This is a genomic window from Blastococcus sp. SYSU DS0619, from assembly GCF_054051035.1.
In genome coordinates, this window is record NZ_JBJHAM010000001.1 from 327,843 (window position 1) to 344,367 (window position 16,525).

Annotated in this window: 18 protein-coding genes and 1 pseudogene; 8 read left to right on the forward strand and 11 right to left on the reverse strand. The window is 74.7% G+C overall.

Going from position 1 to position 16,525, the window contains the following annotated elements:
- Positions 1 to 6: 6 nt before the first annotated feature.
- A complete protein-coding gene (locus tag ACI79T_RS01595) occupies positions 7 to 411 on the reverse strand; it encodes a DUF2237 family protein (protein ID WP_456608294.1) in 405 nt (134 codons plus the stop codon).
- A 66-nt stretch (positions 412 to 477) separates the two neighbouring features.
- Here ACI79T_RS01595 and ACI79T_RS01600 point away from each other — a divergent pair, with 66 nt between their 5' ends.
- Positions 478 to 2,448: an acetoacetate--CoA ligase gene (locus tag ACI79T_RS01600; RefSeq protein ID WP_456608295.1), complete on the forward strand. Its 1,971-nt coding sequence runs from the start codon at positions 478 to 480 to the stop codon at positions 2,446 to 2,448.
- Here ACI79T_RS01600 and ACI79T_RS01605 read toward each other — a convergent pair.
- Genes ACI79T_RS01605 through ACI79T_RS01615 form a run of 3 tightly spaced genes read right to left on the reverse strand, consistent with a single transcriptional unit; the run spans position 2,438 to position 4,226 of the window.
- On the reverse strand, positions 2,438 to 3,100 hold the full coding sequence (locus ACI79T_RS01605) for an NUDIX domain-containing protein (RefSeq protein WP_456608296.1): 663 nt from the start codon (positions 3,098 to 3,100) through the stop codon (positions 2,438 to 2,440). The two genes, ACI79T_RS01600 and ACI79T_RS01605, sit on opposite strands and share 11 nt — an antisense overlap.
- A complete protein-coding gene (locus ACI79T_RS01610) occupies positions 3,097 to 3,459 on the reverse strand; it encodes a DUF4406 domain-containing protein (RefSeq protein ID WP_456608297.1) in 363 nt (120 codons plus the stop codon). The genes ACI79T_RS01605 and ACI79T_RS01610 overlap by 4 nt, the downstream gene beginning before the upstream one ends.
- Positions 3,456 to 4,226 (reverse strand): DeoR/GlpR family DNA-binding transcription regulator, encoded by a 771-nt coding sequence (locus ACI79T_RS01615; protein ID WP_456608298.1) that lies wholly within the window; start codon positions 4,224 to 4,226, stop codon positions 3,456 to 3,458. Before ACI79T_RS01615 ends, ACI79T_RS01610 begins: the two co-directional genes overlap by 4 nt.
- Positions 4,227 to 4,394: 168 nt before the next feature.
- On the opposite strand from ACI79T_RS01615, the gene ACI79T_RS01620 reads away from it, so the two are divergent.
- On the forward strand, positions 4,395 to 5,675 hold the full coding sequence (locus ACI79T_RS01620; protein WP_456608299.1) for an acyl-CoA dehydrogenase family protein: 1,281 nt from the start codon (positions 4,395 to 4,397) through the stop codon (positions 5,673 to 5,675).
- 116 nt (positions 5,676 to 5,791) lie between these two features.
- The gene (locus ACI79T_RS01625) at positions 5,792 to 6,601 is read left to right on the forward strand and encodes an alpha/beta fold hydrolase (RefSeq protein ID WP_456608300.1); all 810 of its coding nucleotides are present in this window, start codon (positions 5,792 to 5,794) and stop codon (positions 6,599 to 6,601) included.
- On the opposite strand, the gene ACI79T_RS01630 is transcribed toward ACI79T_RS01625, so the two are convergent.
- From ACI79T_RS01630 to ACI79T_RS01650, 5 genes are all read right to left on the reverse strand, one after another.
- Positions 6,579 to 7,589, reverse strand: coding sequence for a DNA polymerase III subunit beta family protein (locus tag ACI79T_RS01630; protein ID WP_456608301.1), 1,011 nt, complete (start codon positions 7,587 to 7,589; stop codon positions 6,579 to 6,581). The two genes, ACI79T_RS01625 and ACI79T_RS01630, sit on opposite strands and share 23 nt — an antisense overlap.
- A gap of 34 nt (positions 7,590 to 7,623) precedes the next feature.
- Positions 7,624 to 8,775, reverse strand: a complete 1,152-nt coding sequence (locus ACI79T_RS01635) for a hypothetical protein (RefSeq protein ID WP_456608302.1) — start codon at positions 8,773 to 8,775, stop codon at positions 7,624 to 7,626.
- 53 nt (positions 8,776 to 8,828) lie between these two features.
- Positions 8,829 to 9,551 (reverse strand): DUF4386 domain-containing protein, encoded by a 723-nt coding sequence (locus ACI79T_RS01640; RefSeq protein ID WP_456608303.1) that lies wholly within the window; start codon positions 9,549 to 9,551, stop codon positions 8,829 to 8,831.
- A complete protein-coding gene (locus ACI79T_RS01645) occupies positions 9,548 to 10,015 on the reverse strand; it encodes a nitroreductase family deazaflavin-dependent oxidoreductase (protein WP_456608304.1) in 468 nt (155 codons plus the stop codon). The genes ACI79T_RS01640 and ACI79T_RS01645 overlap by 4 nt, the downstream gene beginning before the upstream one ends.
- A gap of 83 nt (positions 10,016 to 10,098) precedes the next feature.
- The gene (locus ACI79T_RS01650) at positions 10,099 to 10,791 is read right to left on the reverse strand and encodes a TetR/AcrR family transcriptional regulator (RefSeq protein ID WP_456608305.1); all 693 of its coding nucleotides are present in this window, start codon (positions 10,789 to 10,791) and stop codon (positions 10,099 to 10,101) included.
- A gap of 204 nt (positions 10,792 to 10,995) precedes the next feature.
- Here ACI79T_RS01650 and ACI79T_RS01655 point away from each other — a divergent pair, with 204 nt between their 5' ends.
- From ACI79T_RS01655 to ACI79T_RS01670, 4 genes and pseudogenes are all read left to right on the forward strand, one after another.
- Positions 10,996 to 11,757, forward strand: a complete 762-nt coding sequence (locus tag ACI79T_RS01655; protein WP_456608306.1) for a GNAT family N-acetyltransferase — start codon at positions 10,996 to 10,998, stop codon at positions 11,755 to 11,757.
- 194 nt (positions 11,758 to 11,951) lie between these two features.
- Positions 11,952 to 12,227 (forward strand): annotated as a pseudogene (locus tag ACI79T_RS01660) (lysophospholipid acyltransferase family protein); the annotation flags it as partial.
- A gap of 53 nt (positions 12,228 to 12,280) precedes the next feature.
- Positions 12,281 to 12,622 (forward strand): hypothetical protein, encoded by a 342-nt coding sequence (locus ACI79T_RS01665; protein WP_456608481.1) that lies wholly within the window; start codon positions 12,281 to 12,283, stop codon positions 12,620 to 12,622.
- Positions 12,619 to 13,818 carry a glycosyltransferase gene (locus ACI79T_RS01670; protein WP_456608307.1) on the forward strand — a complete coding sequence of 400 codons (1,200 nt, stop codon included), beginning with the start codon at positions 12,619 to 12,621 and terminating at the stop codon, positions 13,816 to 13,818. The genes ACI79T_RS01665 and ACI79T_RS01670 overlap by 4 nt, the downstream gene beginning before the upstream one ends.
- A gap of 10 nt (positions 13,819 to 13,828) precedes the next feature.
- On the opposite strand, the gene ACI79T_RS01675 is transcribed toward ACI79T_RS01670, so the two are convergent.
- Both ACI79T_RS01675 and ACI79T_RS01680 read right to left on the reverse strand, forming a co-directional pair.
- Positions 13,829 to 15,541 carry a glycoside hydrolase family 13 protein gene (locus tag ACI79T_RS01675; RefSeq protein WP_456608308.1) on the reverse strand — a complete coding sequence of 571 codons (1,713 nt, stop codon included), beginning with the start codon at positions 15,539 to 15,541 and terminating at the stop codon, positions 13,829 to 13,831.
- Between the two features lie 37 nt (positions 15,542 to 15,578).
- Positions 15,579 to 15,968: a VOC family protein gene (locus ACI79T_RS01680; RefSeq protein WP_456608309.1), complete on the reverse strand. Its 390-nt coding sequence runs from the start codon at positions 15,966 to 15,968 to the stop codon at positions 15,579 to 15,581.
- 152 nt (positions 15,969 to 16,120) lie between these two features.
- Here ACI79T_RS01680 and ACI79T_RS01685 point away from each other — a divergent pair, with 152 nt between their 5' ends.
- Positions 16,121 to 16,513: an FKBP-type peptidyl-prolyl cis-trans isomerase gene (locus ACI79T_RS01685; RefSeq protein WP_456563747.1), complete on the forward strand. Its 393-nt coding sequence runs from the start codon at positions 16,121 to 16,123 to the stop codon at positions 16,511 to 16,513.
- Positions 16,514 to 16,525: the final 12 nt, after the last annotated feature.

Genomic DNA, 16,525 nt, shown 5'->3' on the forward strand with positions numbered 1-16,525 from the left:
CCGGGATCAGCCCAGGTCGCCGATGTCGTCGGGGACGTCGACGGCGTACTGCCGCAGCGCCTCCAGCGGGACGACCTCGAGCGCGCGGGCGTTCGTGGCGGCCAGCACCACCCCTGACGCCGCCCCCGCCTGGTAGGCCTGCAACCAGCGGACGGCGACGACGCACCAGCGGTCACCCGGCCGCAGCCCCGGGAAGCCGTACTCCGGGCGCGGGGTGCTCAGGTCGTTGCCCAGCTCCCGCTGCATGGCGAGGAACTCGGTGGAGACGACGGCGCAGACGGTGTGCCGGCCCAGGTCGTCCGGGCCGCTGGCGCAGTGCCCGTCGCGGTAGAACCCGGTCACCGGGTCGGTGCCGCAGGGCTCCAGCGGCCCGCCGAGGACGTTGCGCTCGTCGGTGGGGTCGGGCGGCACGGGCGCTCCTGGATTCGGGGACGCGGCGCCGTGGCCGGCGCGCGCCCAGGATGGCATCGTGCGGGCGTGCCCGCTCCCGAGATCCTCTGGCAGCCCACCGCCGAGTCCGTCCGCGCCACGCAGATCGCCGCGTTCGCCCGCTGGGTGGCCGAGCGCCGCGGCCTCTCCTTCGGCGATCCGGTCGACTACGACCGGCTCTGGCGCTGGTCGGTCGAGCACCTCGACCAGTTCTGGGGCGACCTCGCGGAGTGGACCGGGGTGCTGCCCGGCGTCCCGGACGAGCAGGTGCTGCCCTCTCGCGAGATGCCCGGCGCCGTCTGGTTCCCGGGCGGATGCGTCAACTACGCCGAGCAGGTGTTCCGGCAGGCCGCCGACGACCGGCCCGCGCTGATCGCCGTCACCGAGGACGCCGAGCCGGAGGAGATCTCCTGGGCGGACCTGCGCGGGCAGGTGGGCGCGTTCGCCGCGACCCTGCGCCGTCTCGGCGTGCGCCCCGGCGACCGGGTGGTCGGGTACCTGCCCAACGTGCCCGAGACCGTCGTCGCCTTCCTCGGCGCGGCCGCGGTCGGGGCGGTGTGGTCCTCCTGCGCCCCGGACTTCGGCACCCGCGCGGTGCTCGACCGCTTCGCCCAGATCGAGCCCACCGTGCTCGTGGCCGTCGACGGCTACCGGTTCAACGGCCGCGCGCACGACCGGCGCGACGTCGTGGCGCAGCTGCGCGAGGCGCTGCCCACCGTGCGCACGACGATCGCCGTCCCCCGGCTGTTCCCCGGCGAGGTGCCCGACGGCGCCCTGAACTGGGCCGACGCCGTCGCCGACGCGCAGGACCCGGAGATCGAGCCGACGCCGTTCGACGCCCCGCTGTGGATCGTCTACTCCTCGGGCACCACCGGGCTGCCCAAGGGCATCGTGCACGGGCACGGCGGGGTGGTGCTGGAGCAGCGCAAGTCCGGCACCCTGCACAGCGACCTGCACCCCGGCGACCGCTTCTACTGGTACACCTCCACCGCCTGGATGATGTGGAACGTCGTGGTGTCGTCGCTGCTCTCGGGTGCGACGGCGGTCCTGCACGACGGCGCCCCGGCGTACCCGACGGTCGATGCGCAGTTCGCCCTCGCCGAGCGGGTCGGCGTCACCCACCTGGGCACCAGCCCCGGCTACCTCGCCGCCTGCCAGAAGGCCGGCGTCCGCCCCGGTTCCGACCACGACCTCTCGTCGGTGCGGGTGCTGAGCTGCACCGGGTCCCCGCTGCCCGCTGCGTCCTTCACATGGGTCTACGACGCCGTCGGCACCGACCTGCAGCTGACGTCGGCGTCCGGCGGGACCGACGTCGCCACCGGGTTCATCGGGTCCAGCCCGCTGCGGCCGGTGACGGTCGGGGAGCTGCAGCGGCCGAACCTGGGCGTCGCCCTCGCCTCCTGGGACGAGGAGGGCCGGCCGGTGGTCGGCGAGCTCGGCGAGCTGGTGGTCACCGAGCCGATGCCGTCCATGCCGCTGTACTTCTGGAACGACCCCGACGGCGCCCGCTACCGTGCCGCCTACTTCGAGCCGTGGCCCGGCGTCTGGCGGCACGGTGACTGGCTGGAGATCACCGACCGGGGCACCTGCATCATCACCGGCCGGTCGGACTCCACGCTCAACCGCGGCGGCGTGCGCATGGGCACCGCCGACATCTACGCCGCCGTGGAGGGCTTCCCGGAGGTCGTCGACTGCGTCGTCCTCGGTGTGGAGCTGCCCGAGGGCGGCTACTGGATGCCGCTGTTCGTGCAGCTCGCGCCGGGGGAGGAGCTCACCGACGACCTGGTCGACCGGCTGCGGTCGGCGATCGGGACCCAGGCCAGCCCGCGGCACGTGCCCGACGAGGTGATCGCCGTCCCCGGGGTGCCGCACACCCGCACCGGAAAGCGGCTCGAGGTGCCGCTCAAGCGGCTGTTCCAGGGCGTGGACCCGGCGAAGGCGGTCAACACCGGCACCGTCGACGACGCCTCGCTGGTCGAGCACTACATCGCCCTGGCGAGAGACCGACTCAGCTCCTGAACGGTCCCCGCAGCGCGGCCCAGTGGAGGAGCATCACGGTCTTGGCGTCGGCGATCCGGCCGTCGTCGACCATGGCGAGCGCCTCGTCGAAGGGCAGCTCGACCACTTCGATGTCCTCGCCTTCCTCCTCGAGCCCGCCGCCGGCGGACGTGCGGTCGGCGGGGCGGTAGGGCGCGGCGAAGAAGTGCAGCCGCTCGGTCACCGAGCCGGGGCTCATGAAGACGTCGTACACGTGCTGCACCTCGCCGAGGGTGACGCCGAGCTCCTCCTCGGCCTCCCGGCGGATGGCCACCTCCGGGGCGTCGTCGTCCAGCAGCCCGGCGGCGGCCTCCAGCAGCAGACCGTCGGGGTGCCCGTTGACGTAGACGGGGTAGCGGAACTGCCGGGTGAGCAGCACGGTGCGCCGCTCCGGGTCGTAGGGGAGCAGCGTGGCGCCGTTGCCCCGGTCGTAGGTCTCGCGCTGCTCGGTCACCCACTCGCCGTCGCTGCGGCGCCGGTCCAGCGTCGTCCGCCGCAGCACGTGCCAGCCGCCGGCGAGCAGCTCCACGTCCCGGACGACGACGTCGGGGTTGCCGGTCAGGTCCCGCCCGGCCTGGTCCAGGCCGGTGCGGCCGCGGAAGTCGGGGACATCGATCCCCGGGACGCCGGTCACGCCGCGGCCGGGACGTCGGCGATGTCGGTGTAGACCGGGATGCCCCGGGCGCGGGCGAGATCGACCATCTCGTCGGAGCCGGCCGATTCCCCGGGCAGCCGGAGGACGGCGTCCACGCAGGCGACCAGCCGTCGGCCGACCGGGTGGAACACCTCGTCGAAGGCGGCGTCACCGACCCGCGTCGAGCCGGCCAGCGTGGCGAGGGGCAGCGCCAGGTCCTCGCCGTTCACCGCGAGGTGGCCGGCCCGGAACAGCTCCAGGGCGGCCTCCTGGATGCGGCGGTGGTTCGCCGCGATCCGGTCGGGGTCGTCGCCGGTGCCGCTCCGGTAGGGGCCGGCGACCAGGATCATCAGGCTCATGCGGTGGTGACCTCCACGTCCGCGTCGTCGAGAGCGGCGAGGGTCTCCTGCGCCGCCGGGGTGAGGCGGGGATCGCGGGCGCTGGCGTCGGTCACCAGGCGGCCGGCAGCCGACAGGTCCGCGACGCGGGCGAACGCGCGCACGCCGAGCTTGCCGGCGTCCGCCACGACGAGCGTGCGCCCGGCCTGGCGCAGCCCGGCCTGCTTGACCGCGGCGTCCTCGAGGGTGAACTCCGACCACCCGGCGGCGGTGATCCCGCCGATCGACATGACGAAGACGTCGAAGGAGAGGGTGGCGAGGACCGCGGCGGTGACGGGGCCCGCGAGGCTGCCCTCGCCGGCGCGCACCTCGCCACCGACCACGAGCAGCCGGATCCCGGGCTGGTCGGCCAGCACCGCGGCGACCGGCAGGCTCAGCGCGGCCACGGTGAGCGGCGCCCGGTCCAGCAGCGCCCGGGCCACGTGCACCGTCGTCGTCCCGGCGTCGAGCAGCACGGTCGAGCCGGGCGGGACGTGCTCCGCAGCCGCCCGGCCGATGCGCTCCTTGAGCCCGGCCTGCCAGCCGGCGCGGGCGGCGAAGCCGTTCTCGGGGGCGTCGACCGCCGTGGCGCCGCCGCGGATGCGGGTGACGAGGCCGCGGCGCTGCAGCTCGTCGAGGTCGCGGCGGACGGTCATCTCGCTGACGCCGAGGCGCGCGGCCAGGTCGCCCAGCGTCGCCGTCCCGGCGTTGCGGACCAGCCGCAGCGTCACGTCCAGTCGCTCGGGCACCGCCACGGGGGTATTTCTAACAGACATCTGTGAGTTATGTGAAGTCTTTGACAGCGCATCGGTCGTCGGTGACGCTGGTCACCTCCGCGGGTGAGCGTGCCGCGCGGGGGGAAACCAGCCGCCAAGGTAAAGGCCCACCATCCGCCCGACCGAGGAGGCCGATCGACGATGACGTCGAGCGCCAGCCCCGCCAGCGAGTCCGCCTCCGAGATCTGGGAGCCGCAGCCCCCGGCGCTGCTGCCGCCGTGGCACACCCCGGAGCGGGAGGCGCTGCAGGAGCAGGCCCGGCGCTTCGCGATGGACGAGGTGCTCCCGGTCGCCGACGAACTCGACCCGCAGAAGGGCGAGATCCCGGCGTCGCTGCTGGCCCGGCTGGCCGAGCTGGGGTACTTCGGCATCACCGTGCCCGCCGAGCAGGGCGGTCTGGGCCTCGGGGTCTTCGAGTACTGCATGGTCAGCGAGGAGCTGGCCCGCGCCTGGATGTCGACGGCCAGCATCCTGGCCCGGTCCCAGGGCCTGGGGACGGCGGTGCTCGACGCCGATCGCCGGCACGACCTGATGAGCCGCAGCGCCCGCGGCGACTGGATCGGCGCGATCGCGCTGTCCGAGCCCGACGCCGGCTCCGACCTCGCCGGCGTCACCACCCGCGCGGTGCTCGACGGCGACGAGTGGGTCGTCACCGGGCACAAGCGCTGGTGCGGCAACGCGAAGGCCGCCGACTTCATCCAGGTCCTGGTGCGCGAGCGCGACCCGGAGCCGGGGGAGTCCCGCTCGGCCGGCCTGATCAACCTGCTGCTGGAGAAGGAGCGCGGCGAGTTCCCCGAGGGGCTGTCCGGCCACCCGATCGACAAGATCGGCTACCACGGCTTCCTCACCTGGGACCTCACCTTCGACGGCGTCCGCATCCCCCGCGAGAACGTCATCGACCAGGCCAAGGCCGCCCAGGAGGACAGCGCCGAGGAGGGCGACGCCGCCAAGCAGGCCGGGTTCGCCGAGGCGCAGAAGTTCCTCAACACCGCCCGCGTGCACACCGCCGCCCGGGCCGTCGGCCTGGCCCGCGCCGCGCTGGAGGACTCGATCCGCTACCTGCAGGAGCGCGAGCAGTTCGGCCACCCGATCGCCGACTTCCAGGCGCTGCGGTTCAACATCGCGGAGATGGCGTCGCAGATCGAGCAGTCGCGGGCCTTCTACCGACAGGTCGCGCACCTGCTGGACCTCGGGCTGCCGGTCGCCAAGGAGGCCTCGATGGTGAAGCTCGAGGCCACCGAGATGTCCATCCGGGTGACCAACCAGGCCATGCAGCTGCACGGCGGCAACGGCTACACCACCGAGCGGCAGGTCGAGCGGCACTGGCGCGACGCCCGCCTGACGACGATCTTCGAGGGCACCAGCGAGATCCAGAAGCGGATCATCAGCGACCGCCTGCTGCCCCGCAGCCCGCTGACCTGAGCCATCCCGCGCTGATCGACGACCGTAGCCCCGACGACTGTGCGCTCGTCGGGGTCTCCGGCGCCCGCCGTAGCCCCGACGAGTGCACAGCCGCCAAGCCCGGGTAGGGCCGTGCGATGCAGCTCGCCGCGCACCGCACCGGATCCGGACCCCCGCTCGTCCTCGTGCACGGGCTGGGTGGCTCCTGGCGCACCTGGCAGCCGGTGCTCGCGGGGCTGAGCGCGCACCGCACCGTCGTCGCCGTCGACCTCCCGGGCTTCTCGGGCGACACCCCACCGCTCCCCGACCCGTCGCTGGCCGCGCTCACCGACGCGCTGCAGGACTGGCTGCGCGCCGAGGGGCTGGCCGAGGCGCCGCTGGTCGGCAGCTCGCTCGGCGCCCGGATGGTGCTGGAACTCAGCCGCCGGGGGATCGGTGCGGACAACGTCGCCCTCGACCCGGGCGGATTCTGGACCGATCGAGAGGCGGCGGTCTTCCGCGCCAGCATCGCGGCGTCGGTCGCGCTGCTCCGCCGGATCCGACCGGTGCTGCCCGCGCTGCTGGGCAACCCGGCCGGCCGGACCGCCCTGCTGGCGCAATTCTCCGCCCACCCCTGGGCCCTGGACGCCGACGTCGTCCGCACCGAGCTCGAGGGTTACGTCGACTCGCCGTCCTTCGGCGTGGTGCTCGACGACCTGGCCCGCGGCCCGAGGCAGGAGGGCGCGCCGGCCGGCACGCTGCCCGGGCGCCTGACCATCGGCTGGGGCCGCCGCGACCGGGTGACCCTCGCCCGCCAGGCCGCCCGGGCGGTCGAGGCGTTCCCGGACGCCGAGCTGCACTGGTTCGCGCACTCCGGCCACTTCCCCCTGTGGGACGAGCCCGAGGAGACCGTCCGGCTGGTCCTGGACCGCACCCGTGGCGGTGTCAGTCCAGCTGGATCGGCATGAGCATGCTGACGTCGCCGTCCCGCCCGGCGCCGCGGAGGATCAGCGGGGCGATCGGCCCGTCCAGCTCGAGCACGAGCTGACCGGCGTCCTCCGCGTCGAGCGCCGCCAGCAGGAACTCGCGGTTCACCCCGACCTCCACCGTCCCGACCGTGAGCACCGTGGCGGTCTGCTCGACGCCGTCCTCGGGGCGCCGCACCGTCCGGGTCGGTGCGGTCGCCAGCTCGTCGCGGAAGCGGGCGACGTCGATCTCCACCTGGGCGCTGCCCGGACCGCGCAGGAGACGCCGGTAGTCGGGGAAGTCGGCGTCCACGCGGCGCCCGCGCAGGGTCCGGCCCGGCACCTCCACCGCGACGTCGTCCCCCTCCACCCGCACGGTCGCCGGGCCGGTCGCCGTCGTCCCGAGCAGCTCGTCGACCAGGGCGATCGGCAGGATGGCGCTGACCGGCGGGCCGTCGACGTCGGCGGCCAGGCTGCGGACCGCCAGGCGGTAGCGGTCGCTGGCCACCAGGCGGACGGCGTCGTCGGCGACGTCGAGCAGCACGCCGGTGAGCATGGGCAGTGCGGCGTCGGTGCCGACGGCGAAGCGGACCGCGCGGGCGGCGTCGAGCAGGGCGGCGGTGGTGGTGCTGATGCTGGTCACAGGGCTCTCCGGAGCGAGTAGGGATCGGGCTGCGGAGAGCTCACGGCGGGCGTCGGCCAGGCCGTCCTCCAGGCGCGTCAGGTGCGCCTGGAGGACGGCGTCGACGACGGCGGGGTCGTCCCGGTGCTCGACGACCCGGCTGATCTCGGCGAGCGGCATGCCCACCCGTCGCAGCCGCGCCACGAGCCGGGCGACGACGACCTGCTCGTCGCTGTACCAGCGGTAGTTGCTCCACGGGTCCACGCGGGCCGGTGCGAGGACCCCGGCGCCGTCGTAGAACCGCAGGGCGCTCACCGTCAGGCCCGACTCCCGGGCCAGCTGGCCGATCCCCCGCATGTGTCCCTCCACGCCCGTCACCGTCGGGCCTCGACCTGGTCGAGGGTCAAACCTCGCCCGCGCCGCTCTGCTCGAGCTCGTCCTGCTCCTCCGGCTCCGCCGGCCGGACGGAGTCCAGCGACCGGCGGAGGTTCTCGAGGATGTTCCCGGCCTCGAACAGGTCGTCGTCGGTGGTGCTCCTGGCGCGGCGCAGCGCGGTGGTGAACTCGGCCAGCGTCGCGTCGGCCGCGCGGGTGGTCTGCGGGTCGGCGGTCGCGCCGTCGACCGAGCGGAGCACGTCCGCGAGGGCGGCCAGCGCCCGGGACGCCGGGGGCCGCAGCCGCGGTCCCAGCGGGACGTGCTCCCGGTCGGCGACCTCGGTCTCGGCGACCAGCTGGGTGAGGTCCTCGACGAGCAGGGTCAGGCGCTCCAGCGCCCGCGCCTGCCGGTACTGCCGGTCCACCGCTCGCCGGTACCGGGCTGCCCGGCGGTTGCCCCGCCGGGCCTCGTCGGTCTGCTGGACGGCGTCGCGCATCTGGGCCAGCAGCGGGTCGAGCGTGTGGATCCGCCCGCGCCATTCGTCCTGCGTCGGCGGGTGTTCCTGCCGCAACCCGTCCACCAGGTCGTCCAGCTGACCGGCGAGGGCCTCGCGCAGGGTCGCGAGGGTCTGCTGTGCAGGGGCCAGGGGGAGGGGCGGGAAGGCCGCCGCCACGGCGACGCCCACGAGCGCCCCCATGAAGCTGAGCCCGAGGTAGCCGAGGACGTACGCCGTCGTGTTCTCGTTGCCGAAGAGCAGCACGAACAACGCGGACGTGGGCAGCCAGCTGCCCGCGCTGCCCAGCCGCTGCCACCCGGACAGCACCACGCCCACGGCGATGACCACGGCGAGGGTGAGCAGCTCCTGGTCGACGAGCGCGTCACCCGCCAGCGCGACCCCGGCGCCCAGCGCGATGGCGGCGACCGTCTGCACCGACGCGCGCACCGAGCCGGCCAGGGTGGATGCGGTGGTGGCGATGACCGCGCCGAGCGGGGCGTAGTACGGGTACTCGGAGAGCGGGCCGGGGACCAGGTGGGCCAGCCACCAGGCGATCGTCGCGGCGACGGCCGCCCGCAGGGCCAGCCCGAACCGGGGGTGTCGCGCCCACGTCCGACGTACCGTGCCCCACCACCCGGGACGGCGGCCCGGCCGCGAGGAGGTGCGGGTGGTGCCGTGCTGCATCGTCGTCCGTTCCGTTCCCCGTGGTTCGCCCCCGCCCCGGCATTGCACCACGGTCAGCCCGCGGCCGGCACCTCCTCGTCGGGCGTGCGCGAGGTGCGCCGGCCGGATGCCCGTCCGCGCAGCAGGAGCCACAGCGCGAGCAGCACCTCGCCGAGGAAGGTGAACTGCGCGACGGTCGGCCAGGAGCCCCCCGACAGCACCGCTCCGGCGCTGTCGGCCACGTAGCCCAGGCCGGCCACGACGAGCAGCACGCCCAGTACCCGCGGGGCGGAGCCCGACCGGTGCGCCAGCACCCCGACGAGCACCAGGTGGAGGCCGAACACCGCCAGGCCGGTGTTCCAGACGGCCTCGAACCGGTCGATCTCGGCCGCGCCGAGCACGGCGTCGGAGGCGAGCAGGTCGGCTGCGGCCGCCAGGTGGCCGATCGCGACGACGAACACGGCCGTGTAGACCAGCCGGAACACCGCGGCGAGCAGGGACAGCCCGGCGTCGGCCGGCGCGAACACGCGGTAGAGCGCCCAGGCGACGACGACGTCGAGGCAGGCCACCCCGGTCAGGCACAGGATCCCGAAGCGGAACAGGCCCTCGGCGGCGAGGACGTCGGCGGCGGTCCGCGCCGCGTCGCCGGGCGTCACCAGGCCCTGCACGGCGACGCCGTAGCCGATCCCCGCCAGCGCCGCCATCACGAGCAGCGCGCCCCCGGCGACGATGCCGGCGCCGTGCACCGACCCGGGCAGCGCGCCGCGCGCCGGGCCCGGGCGATCCGTCGTCGTCACCGGTCGGCCTCGCTCACGCGGAGGAAGTCGACGACGCCGAAGAGACGGTGGATCCGCTGCTCGCGGGCCGGGACGAACCGGTCCGCCTCGGCTGCCGGCACCAGTCGCGGCCGCTCCACCGGCACCAACCGGCCCTCGTGCTCGACGGTGGCCCGGCCGGCCGCCAGCACGTTGCGCACCCAGTCCGCCCCCGGGCCGTACGGCAGGGCGAACACGAAGCCGTCGCCGGTCGGCACCGCGACGGCCGGCGTCCGGTACGGCGCACCGCTCACCCGCCCGCGATGGTGCACGACCCCCGCCGGTGCACCGGGCCCGCCGGCCGTCGCCAGCTGCCGGGGGTTGGTGACGTCGCGGTTGAACCTGCGGACGGCGCGCTGGACCGGCCCCCACTTCGCGCGGAAGGACTGCACGAACAGCACTCCCAGCAGCAGGACCAGTGCTGCACCGACACGGACGGCACCCATGGCATCTCCCTTACGTCGTAAGGACCCTTACGCCGTAAGGTAACCACCCGGTCGAGTCGTGTCCAGACCGACTTCCACCGGTCTCAGCTGCGGCCGACGCGCCGGTCGAGGCCGTCGATCAGCAGGTCCAGGGCGAACTCGAACTCGGCCTGGTCGTCGCACCAGCCGAGCACGCCCTCGTCCTGGTGGACCGCGTCGGCGAGCATGCCGGCCAGGTGCGGGTACCGGTCGGCCAGCTGCTCGAGCATCGCCATCGCCTCCGGCCCGCCGGTCTCCGGATCTGCCGGGGCGAACAGCTCGCGGGTGAAGCCCAGCGCCCGGGAACCCAGCGCATGCATGGCGTGGTGGGCCAGGTCGTAGGAGAACCCGCCTGCCCGCAGGATGCCGAGCAGTCCGTCGAAGTAGCCGACGATCTCGGCGTTCATGGCGGTCCGCGTCTCGACGACGGGCGGTGCCCAGGGGTGCCGCAGCAACACCTGACGGGCCGTGAGGATCCGGGCCCGCAGGGCCGCCCGCCAGTCATCCGCCGGATCCGGGCCGACGTCGCTCACCGCGGTGACGATCTCGCCGACCACCAGCTCGACGACGCCGTCGAGGACGGCCTCCTTGTTGGCGACGTGGTGGTAGAGCGACATGGCCTCGACGTCGAGCTCCTGGGCCAGCCGCCGCATGGTCAGCGCCGCGAGCCCCTCGCGGTCCGCCAGGTCGACGGCGGCGCGCAGCACGGCGTCGCGGGTCAACGACGCGCGCGACCCGAGATCGGTCCGCGGAGCCATCCGTCCACCTCCCAGCACGCGCTGCCCGTACAGGGTAAGGACGCCCCGGCGGATGGGGCGGACGGTGCCAGGGTGGTGCGGCCGCCGGCCCTCAGCCGAACGGACGTGGCGTCGTCCACCGCCGTGCACCGTCCGGACATCTGGGATCCCGACCCTGCGCGTTGTCCGGGCCCGTCCGGGGCCCACCGGTACGCGAGGTGTCTCGTGACTGTCGCTCCATCCCTCGAACGGCCCACTACCCGCTACCGCACGGTCCTGGCCACCACGTCCTCCGAGCTCGACGCCGCTCAGCGGCTCCGGCACGACGTCTTCGCCGGCGAGGGCGGTGCGATGCTCGACCCCGCCGGCGCCCTCACGAACCGGGACGTCGACGAGTGGGACGAGCACTGCGACCACCTCGTCGTCCGCGAGGAGGTGGCCGACCAGATCGTCGGGACCTACCGCCTGCTCCCACCGGCGCGCGCCGCCGCGCTGGGGCGCTCGTACGGCGACGGCGAGTTCGACCTGAGCCGGCACCGTGCGCTGCGGCCGGGTCTGGTCGAGGCCGGGCGGAGCTGCGTCCACCCCGACCACCGCACGGGTGCGGTGATCACCCAGCTGTGGGCGGGGGTCACCCGCTACGTGCTGGACGGCGGCCACAGCCACCTCGGCGGCTGCGCATCGGTCCCGCTCGCGGACGGCGGGGCCACGGCTGCGGGCCTCTGGGAGTTCCTCGTGCGGGAGCGCCGGCTGGCTTCCGCCGCGCTGCGGGTGCGCCCTCACGTGCCGTTCGACGTGCACGCGCCTGCCCGGGTGGAGCCTTTCGTCCTGCCCCCGCTGGTGCGGGGCTACCTGCGGATCGGTGCCGTGGTCTGCGGGCGCCCGGCGCACGACGTGGCGTTCGGCACCGCCGACTTCTACGTGCTGCTCGCCATGACCGACATGGCACCGCGGATCCGCCGGCACCTCCTCGGCGGTGCCCGGTGACCGGCTGGTTCCCCGTCTCGTCGTGCACCCCGGCCTGCCTGGACGACGCGCCCACCGTCGGAAGGGTGACGCGGTCCCGGCGGTGGGCCGACGTCACCCGGGCCCTCGCCGCCCCGGGAGCCCGCGGGCGCGAACGGGCCGCAGCACGGTTGCTGGAGGCGCTCGGCGTCACCGTCGAGGTGTTCCGGCCGGCGGTGCCGTGGCCGACCCCCGGCGGTGGGCAGGGGGTACTGGTCGTGGCCAACCACGTCTCCTGGCTCGACGACGTCGCCCTCCTGGCGTTCCTGCCGCACGTGCGGCCGGTGGCCAAGGCGGAGATCGCGTCCTGGCCGGTGGTCGGCAGCTGGGCGCGCCGTTCGGGCACGGTGTTCCTCGACCGGGCCCGGCTCAGCGCCTTGCGGCCAGCGGTCGCGGAGGTCACCGGCATCCTCGCCGCCGGTGGCGTGGCGCTCGTCCACCCCGAGGGACGACGGCCTGCGGGTCGGAGCTCGGCCGCTTCCGGCCGGCGTTCTTCCAGGCGGCGGTGGACGCCGGTGCGGTGGTCTGCCCGGTCGCCCTCCGCTACCGCGCGGCGGGCGGCGTACCCACCGCCGCTGCCGGCTACTTCGGTGGTGACTCGCTCCGCCAGAGCCTCGGCCGGGTCATCGGCACGCGGGGGTTGGTCCTGGAGGTGCACCTGCTCCCTGCGCTCGAGCCGGGCGGCGACCGACGCAGCCTGGCAGCGCTGGCCGAGTACGCCGTGGCGGAGGTGACGGAGGCGCTGCCCCCGGCGAACGCAGCGCACGCCCGGGCCGCGCGCCCCCCGGGCGCGGCCCAGCGGGTACCCGGGGCTCCGGACGACGTGCCGCAGCCGGCCGTCCCGTGAGCGCGACGCGGGCGGCTGCCGCGGCGCCACCGGCGGGGACGGCGGCCGGTCACGGGCTGACCGTCGCCCTGGTCGCCGAGACCTTCCTGCCCTCGGTCAACGGCGTGGTCAACTCGGTGCTGCGCGCCGCGGACCACCTCGCCCTGCGGGGGCACCACCCGGTCGTGGTGGCCCCGGGAGGGACGTCGTACGAGTCGTCCTGCGGTGCCTGGATCGAGGTGGTCCCGGTGCCGTCGATGCGCCTGCCCTTCTACCGGGAGGTGCAGCTGGCCCGCCCCGGGCTCGACCTGCGCGGCGTGCTGGACCGGATCGGGCCGGACGTCGTCCACCTGGCCTCCCCGGCCGTCCTCGGCGCTGCCGCCGGGCGGGCGGTGCGCGCGCTGGGGATCCCTGCCGTGGCGGTCTTCCAGACCGATGTGGCCGCCTTCGCCCGGCGTTACCGCATACCGGGTGGCGCCGCGGCGGCGTGGCGGATGGTCGGGGAGGTGCACGCGGCGGCCGACCTCACGTTGGCGCCGTCCTCACCGTCCGTCGCCGCGCTGCGCCGGCAGGGCATCGGTCCCGTGGCGCTCTGGGCGCGGGGGGTGGACCTGGACCAGTTCTCCCCGGGGCACCGGGACGGCGGCCTCCGGCGGGAGCTGGCGCCGGACGGCGAGCTGATCGTGGGCGTGGTCGCCCGGCTGGCCGTGGAGAAGCGGCTGGAGCTGCTGGCGGAGATCGACCGGCTGCCCGGCGTCCGGGTGGTCGTCGTCGGCGACGGCCCGCAGCGCAGGCGACTCGGCCGGCTGCTGCCGGGTGCGGTCTTCACCGGTCAGCGGACGGGCGCCGATCTCGGCCGGCTGGTCGCCTCGTTCGACCTGTTCGTCCATCCCGGTCGCGACGAAACCTTCTGCCAGGCCGTGCAGGAGGCGCTCGCCGCGGGCGTACCGGCGGTCGTGGCGGCTTCGGGCGGGCCGCTGGACCTGGTGCGCCACGGCGAGAACGGATGGCTCTGGGCGGGGGACGACCCGCCCATCCTGGCGGCCATGGTCGCCGGGCTCCGGGACGACCGGCTGGCGCTGCGTGCCGCCGCGGCAGGCGCCCGCGCCTCGGTGGCGCACCGGACCTGGGCCACGGTGGGCGACGAGCTCGTCGGGCACTACGGGCGGGTGCTCGCTACCGGTCGTGCGCCGGTCGCGATGGCCCGCGCGGGGTGAGCCCGACGGGTCAGGCGGGCAGGCGCAGGACGCGGGCCTCCCAGGGGCGGAGGTCGGCCGGGTCGTCGTCGGGCAGGTTGCCCAGCACGAGTTCGGCCGCCGGCGCCTCGGGCAGCAGCTCGGCCAGCCGGTACTCCGTGCGGGACAGGTTGCAGACGACCAGCAGCGTGACGTCGTCCAGGACCCGGGTGAACGCGTACACGTCGTCGTGGTCGGGCAGCAGCATCGTGAAGTCGCCGAGTGCCACCACGGGGAGGTCGTGGCGCAGCGCGATCAGCCGCCGGTAGTGGGCGAGCACCGAGCTTTCGTCGTCCCGCTGCGCCGCGGCGTTCCACTCGACGTTGTCCGGGTTCACCGCCAGCCACGGCGTCCCGCTGGTGAAGCCGGCGTTCGGGCCGGCGTCCCACTGCACCGGTGTCCGGGCGTTGTCCCGGCTCATGGTCCGCAGCCCCGCCAGCACGTGCGCCGGGTCGTCCCCGGCCGAGACCGCCTGCACGTGGTGGTTGAGCGACTCGACGTCGCGGAACTCCTCCAGCGAGGCGAACGGGAAGTTCGCCATCCCGAGTTCCTGGCCCTGGTAGACGTACGGCGTCCCGCGGTGCAGGTGCAGCAGCGTGGCCAGGCAGGTCGCGGAGTCGCGCCGGTACTCGGGGGAGTCGTCGCCGAACCGGGAGACCGCCCGCGGCTGGTCGTGGTTGTCCCAGTAGAGCGAGTTCCAGCCCGCCTCGGCCAGCCCGGCCTGCCACCGGCCGAACGAGGCCTTGAGGTCGCGCATCCGCAGCGGCCGGACGTCCCACTTCGACGTCCCGTGGTCGAGGTTCACGTGCTCGAACTGGAACACCATGTCCACCTCGCCGCGCGCCGGGTCGGTGAACAGCGCGGCCTCCTCCACGGTGACACCCGGCATCTCACCCACGGTGAGGAACGCGCCGTCGCGCCCGGCGAACACCTCGCGGCGCATCTCCGCGAGGAACTCGTGGATCCGCGGCCCGCAGATGAACGACGCCGACCCGTCCCCGTAGCTGCTCCCGGGCAGCGGTGGGCCGTCGTGCAGGTGCCCGTCCGGACCGACGTCCTTGCTGATCATGTTGATGACGTCCATGCGGAAGCCGTCGACCCCGCGGTCGAGCCACCAGCGCATCATCGCGTGCACCGCCTGCCGGACCTCGGGGTTCTCCCAGTTCAGGTCCGGCTGCTTGCGGTCGAACAGGTGCAGGTAGTACTCGCCGCTGGCCTCGTCGAGGGTCCAGGTGGAGCCGGAGAAGGCGGCCTGCCAGTTGGTCGGCTCCGCGCCCGGGGCGCCGGGCTCCATGCCGTGCCGCGGCGGCCGCCACCAGTACCAGTCGCGCTTGGGGGAGTCCTTCGACGAGCGGGCCTCGACGAACCACGGGTGCTCGTCGCTGGTGTGGTTGACCACCAGGTCCATGAGCAGCTTCATCCCGCGGGCGTGCAGCGCCGCGATCAGCTCGTCGAGCTGCTCCAGCGACCCGAACAGCGGATCGATGTCCTGGTAGTCGCTGATGTCGTAGCCGTTGTCGGCCTGCGGCGAGGGGTAGACCGGGGAGAGCCACAGGACGTCGACGCCGAGGTCGGCCAGGTGGTCCAGGTGCAGGAGCACGCCGCCGAGGTCACCGATGCCGTCGCCGTCGGAGTCGGCGAACGAGCGCGGGTAGACCTGGTAGACGACGGCGCGGGTCCACCACGCGGGCTGGTCAGCGGCCATGGACCCAGCCCAGCACGCCCGGCGGCACCCCGCACGGTCAGGCCGGGGGGAACCCGTGGTGCACGGCCTCCACGTTGTTGCCGTCGGGGTCGCGGAGGAAGACGCCGTAGTAGCCGGGGTGGTACTCCGGCCACACCCGCGGCTCGTGCAGGATCTCCGCACCCGCGGCCCGGGCGGCCTCGAACACCTGGTCCACCGCCTCCCGGGAGGGAGCCGCCAGCGCCAGGTGCACCGGCCGGTGCCCCCGGTCCTCCGCCGGGCTGGTCCACAGCTGCGGCTGCCCGTCGGGCCCGCACAGCCCGATGACCGGCCCGTGCGGGGTGTCGATGCGCATGGCCTCGCGGATGCCGCAGGCGGCGAAGACCGAGCGGTAGAAGGTGGCCGCCGCCTCGGCGTCGGCGCACTGCAGACCCAGGTGGTCGATCATGGCCGGACCGTATCGGCGGGGGACGACGTCCGGGGGGCCTCCGGGCGCGCGGTCGCCGCCCGCCGTCCCGCGGTCGGGGAGAGGGACGCGCCGGGCGCTGCTTGGATGGAGGTCGACGGCGCCGGGAGAGCCCCGGCGCGGGAGGGAGAACCGTGGCCGAGCTGACCCGACCGGAGGTCGAGCCCCCCACCGGGCCGGCGCCCGACGACCTGGTGATCGAGGACCTGGTCGTCGGCGACGGCCAGGAGGCCAAGGCCGGCGACCTGGTGAGCACCCACTACGTCGGCGTCACGCACGAGGGCGGCGAGCAGTTCGACGCCTCCTGGGACCGCGGCGACCCGCTGGAGTTCCGGGTGGGCGTCGGCATGGTCATCCAGGGCTGGGACGAGGGCATCGTCGGCATGAAGGTCGGCGGGCGCCGCCGGCTCACCATCCCGGCGCACAAGGCCTACGGCGACCGCGGCGCCGGCGGCGTCATCAAGCCCGGCGCCACGCTGGTCTTCGTCGTCGACCTCGTCGGCGTCCGCTCCTTCACCGGCGGCTGACCCACCCCGGAA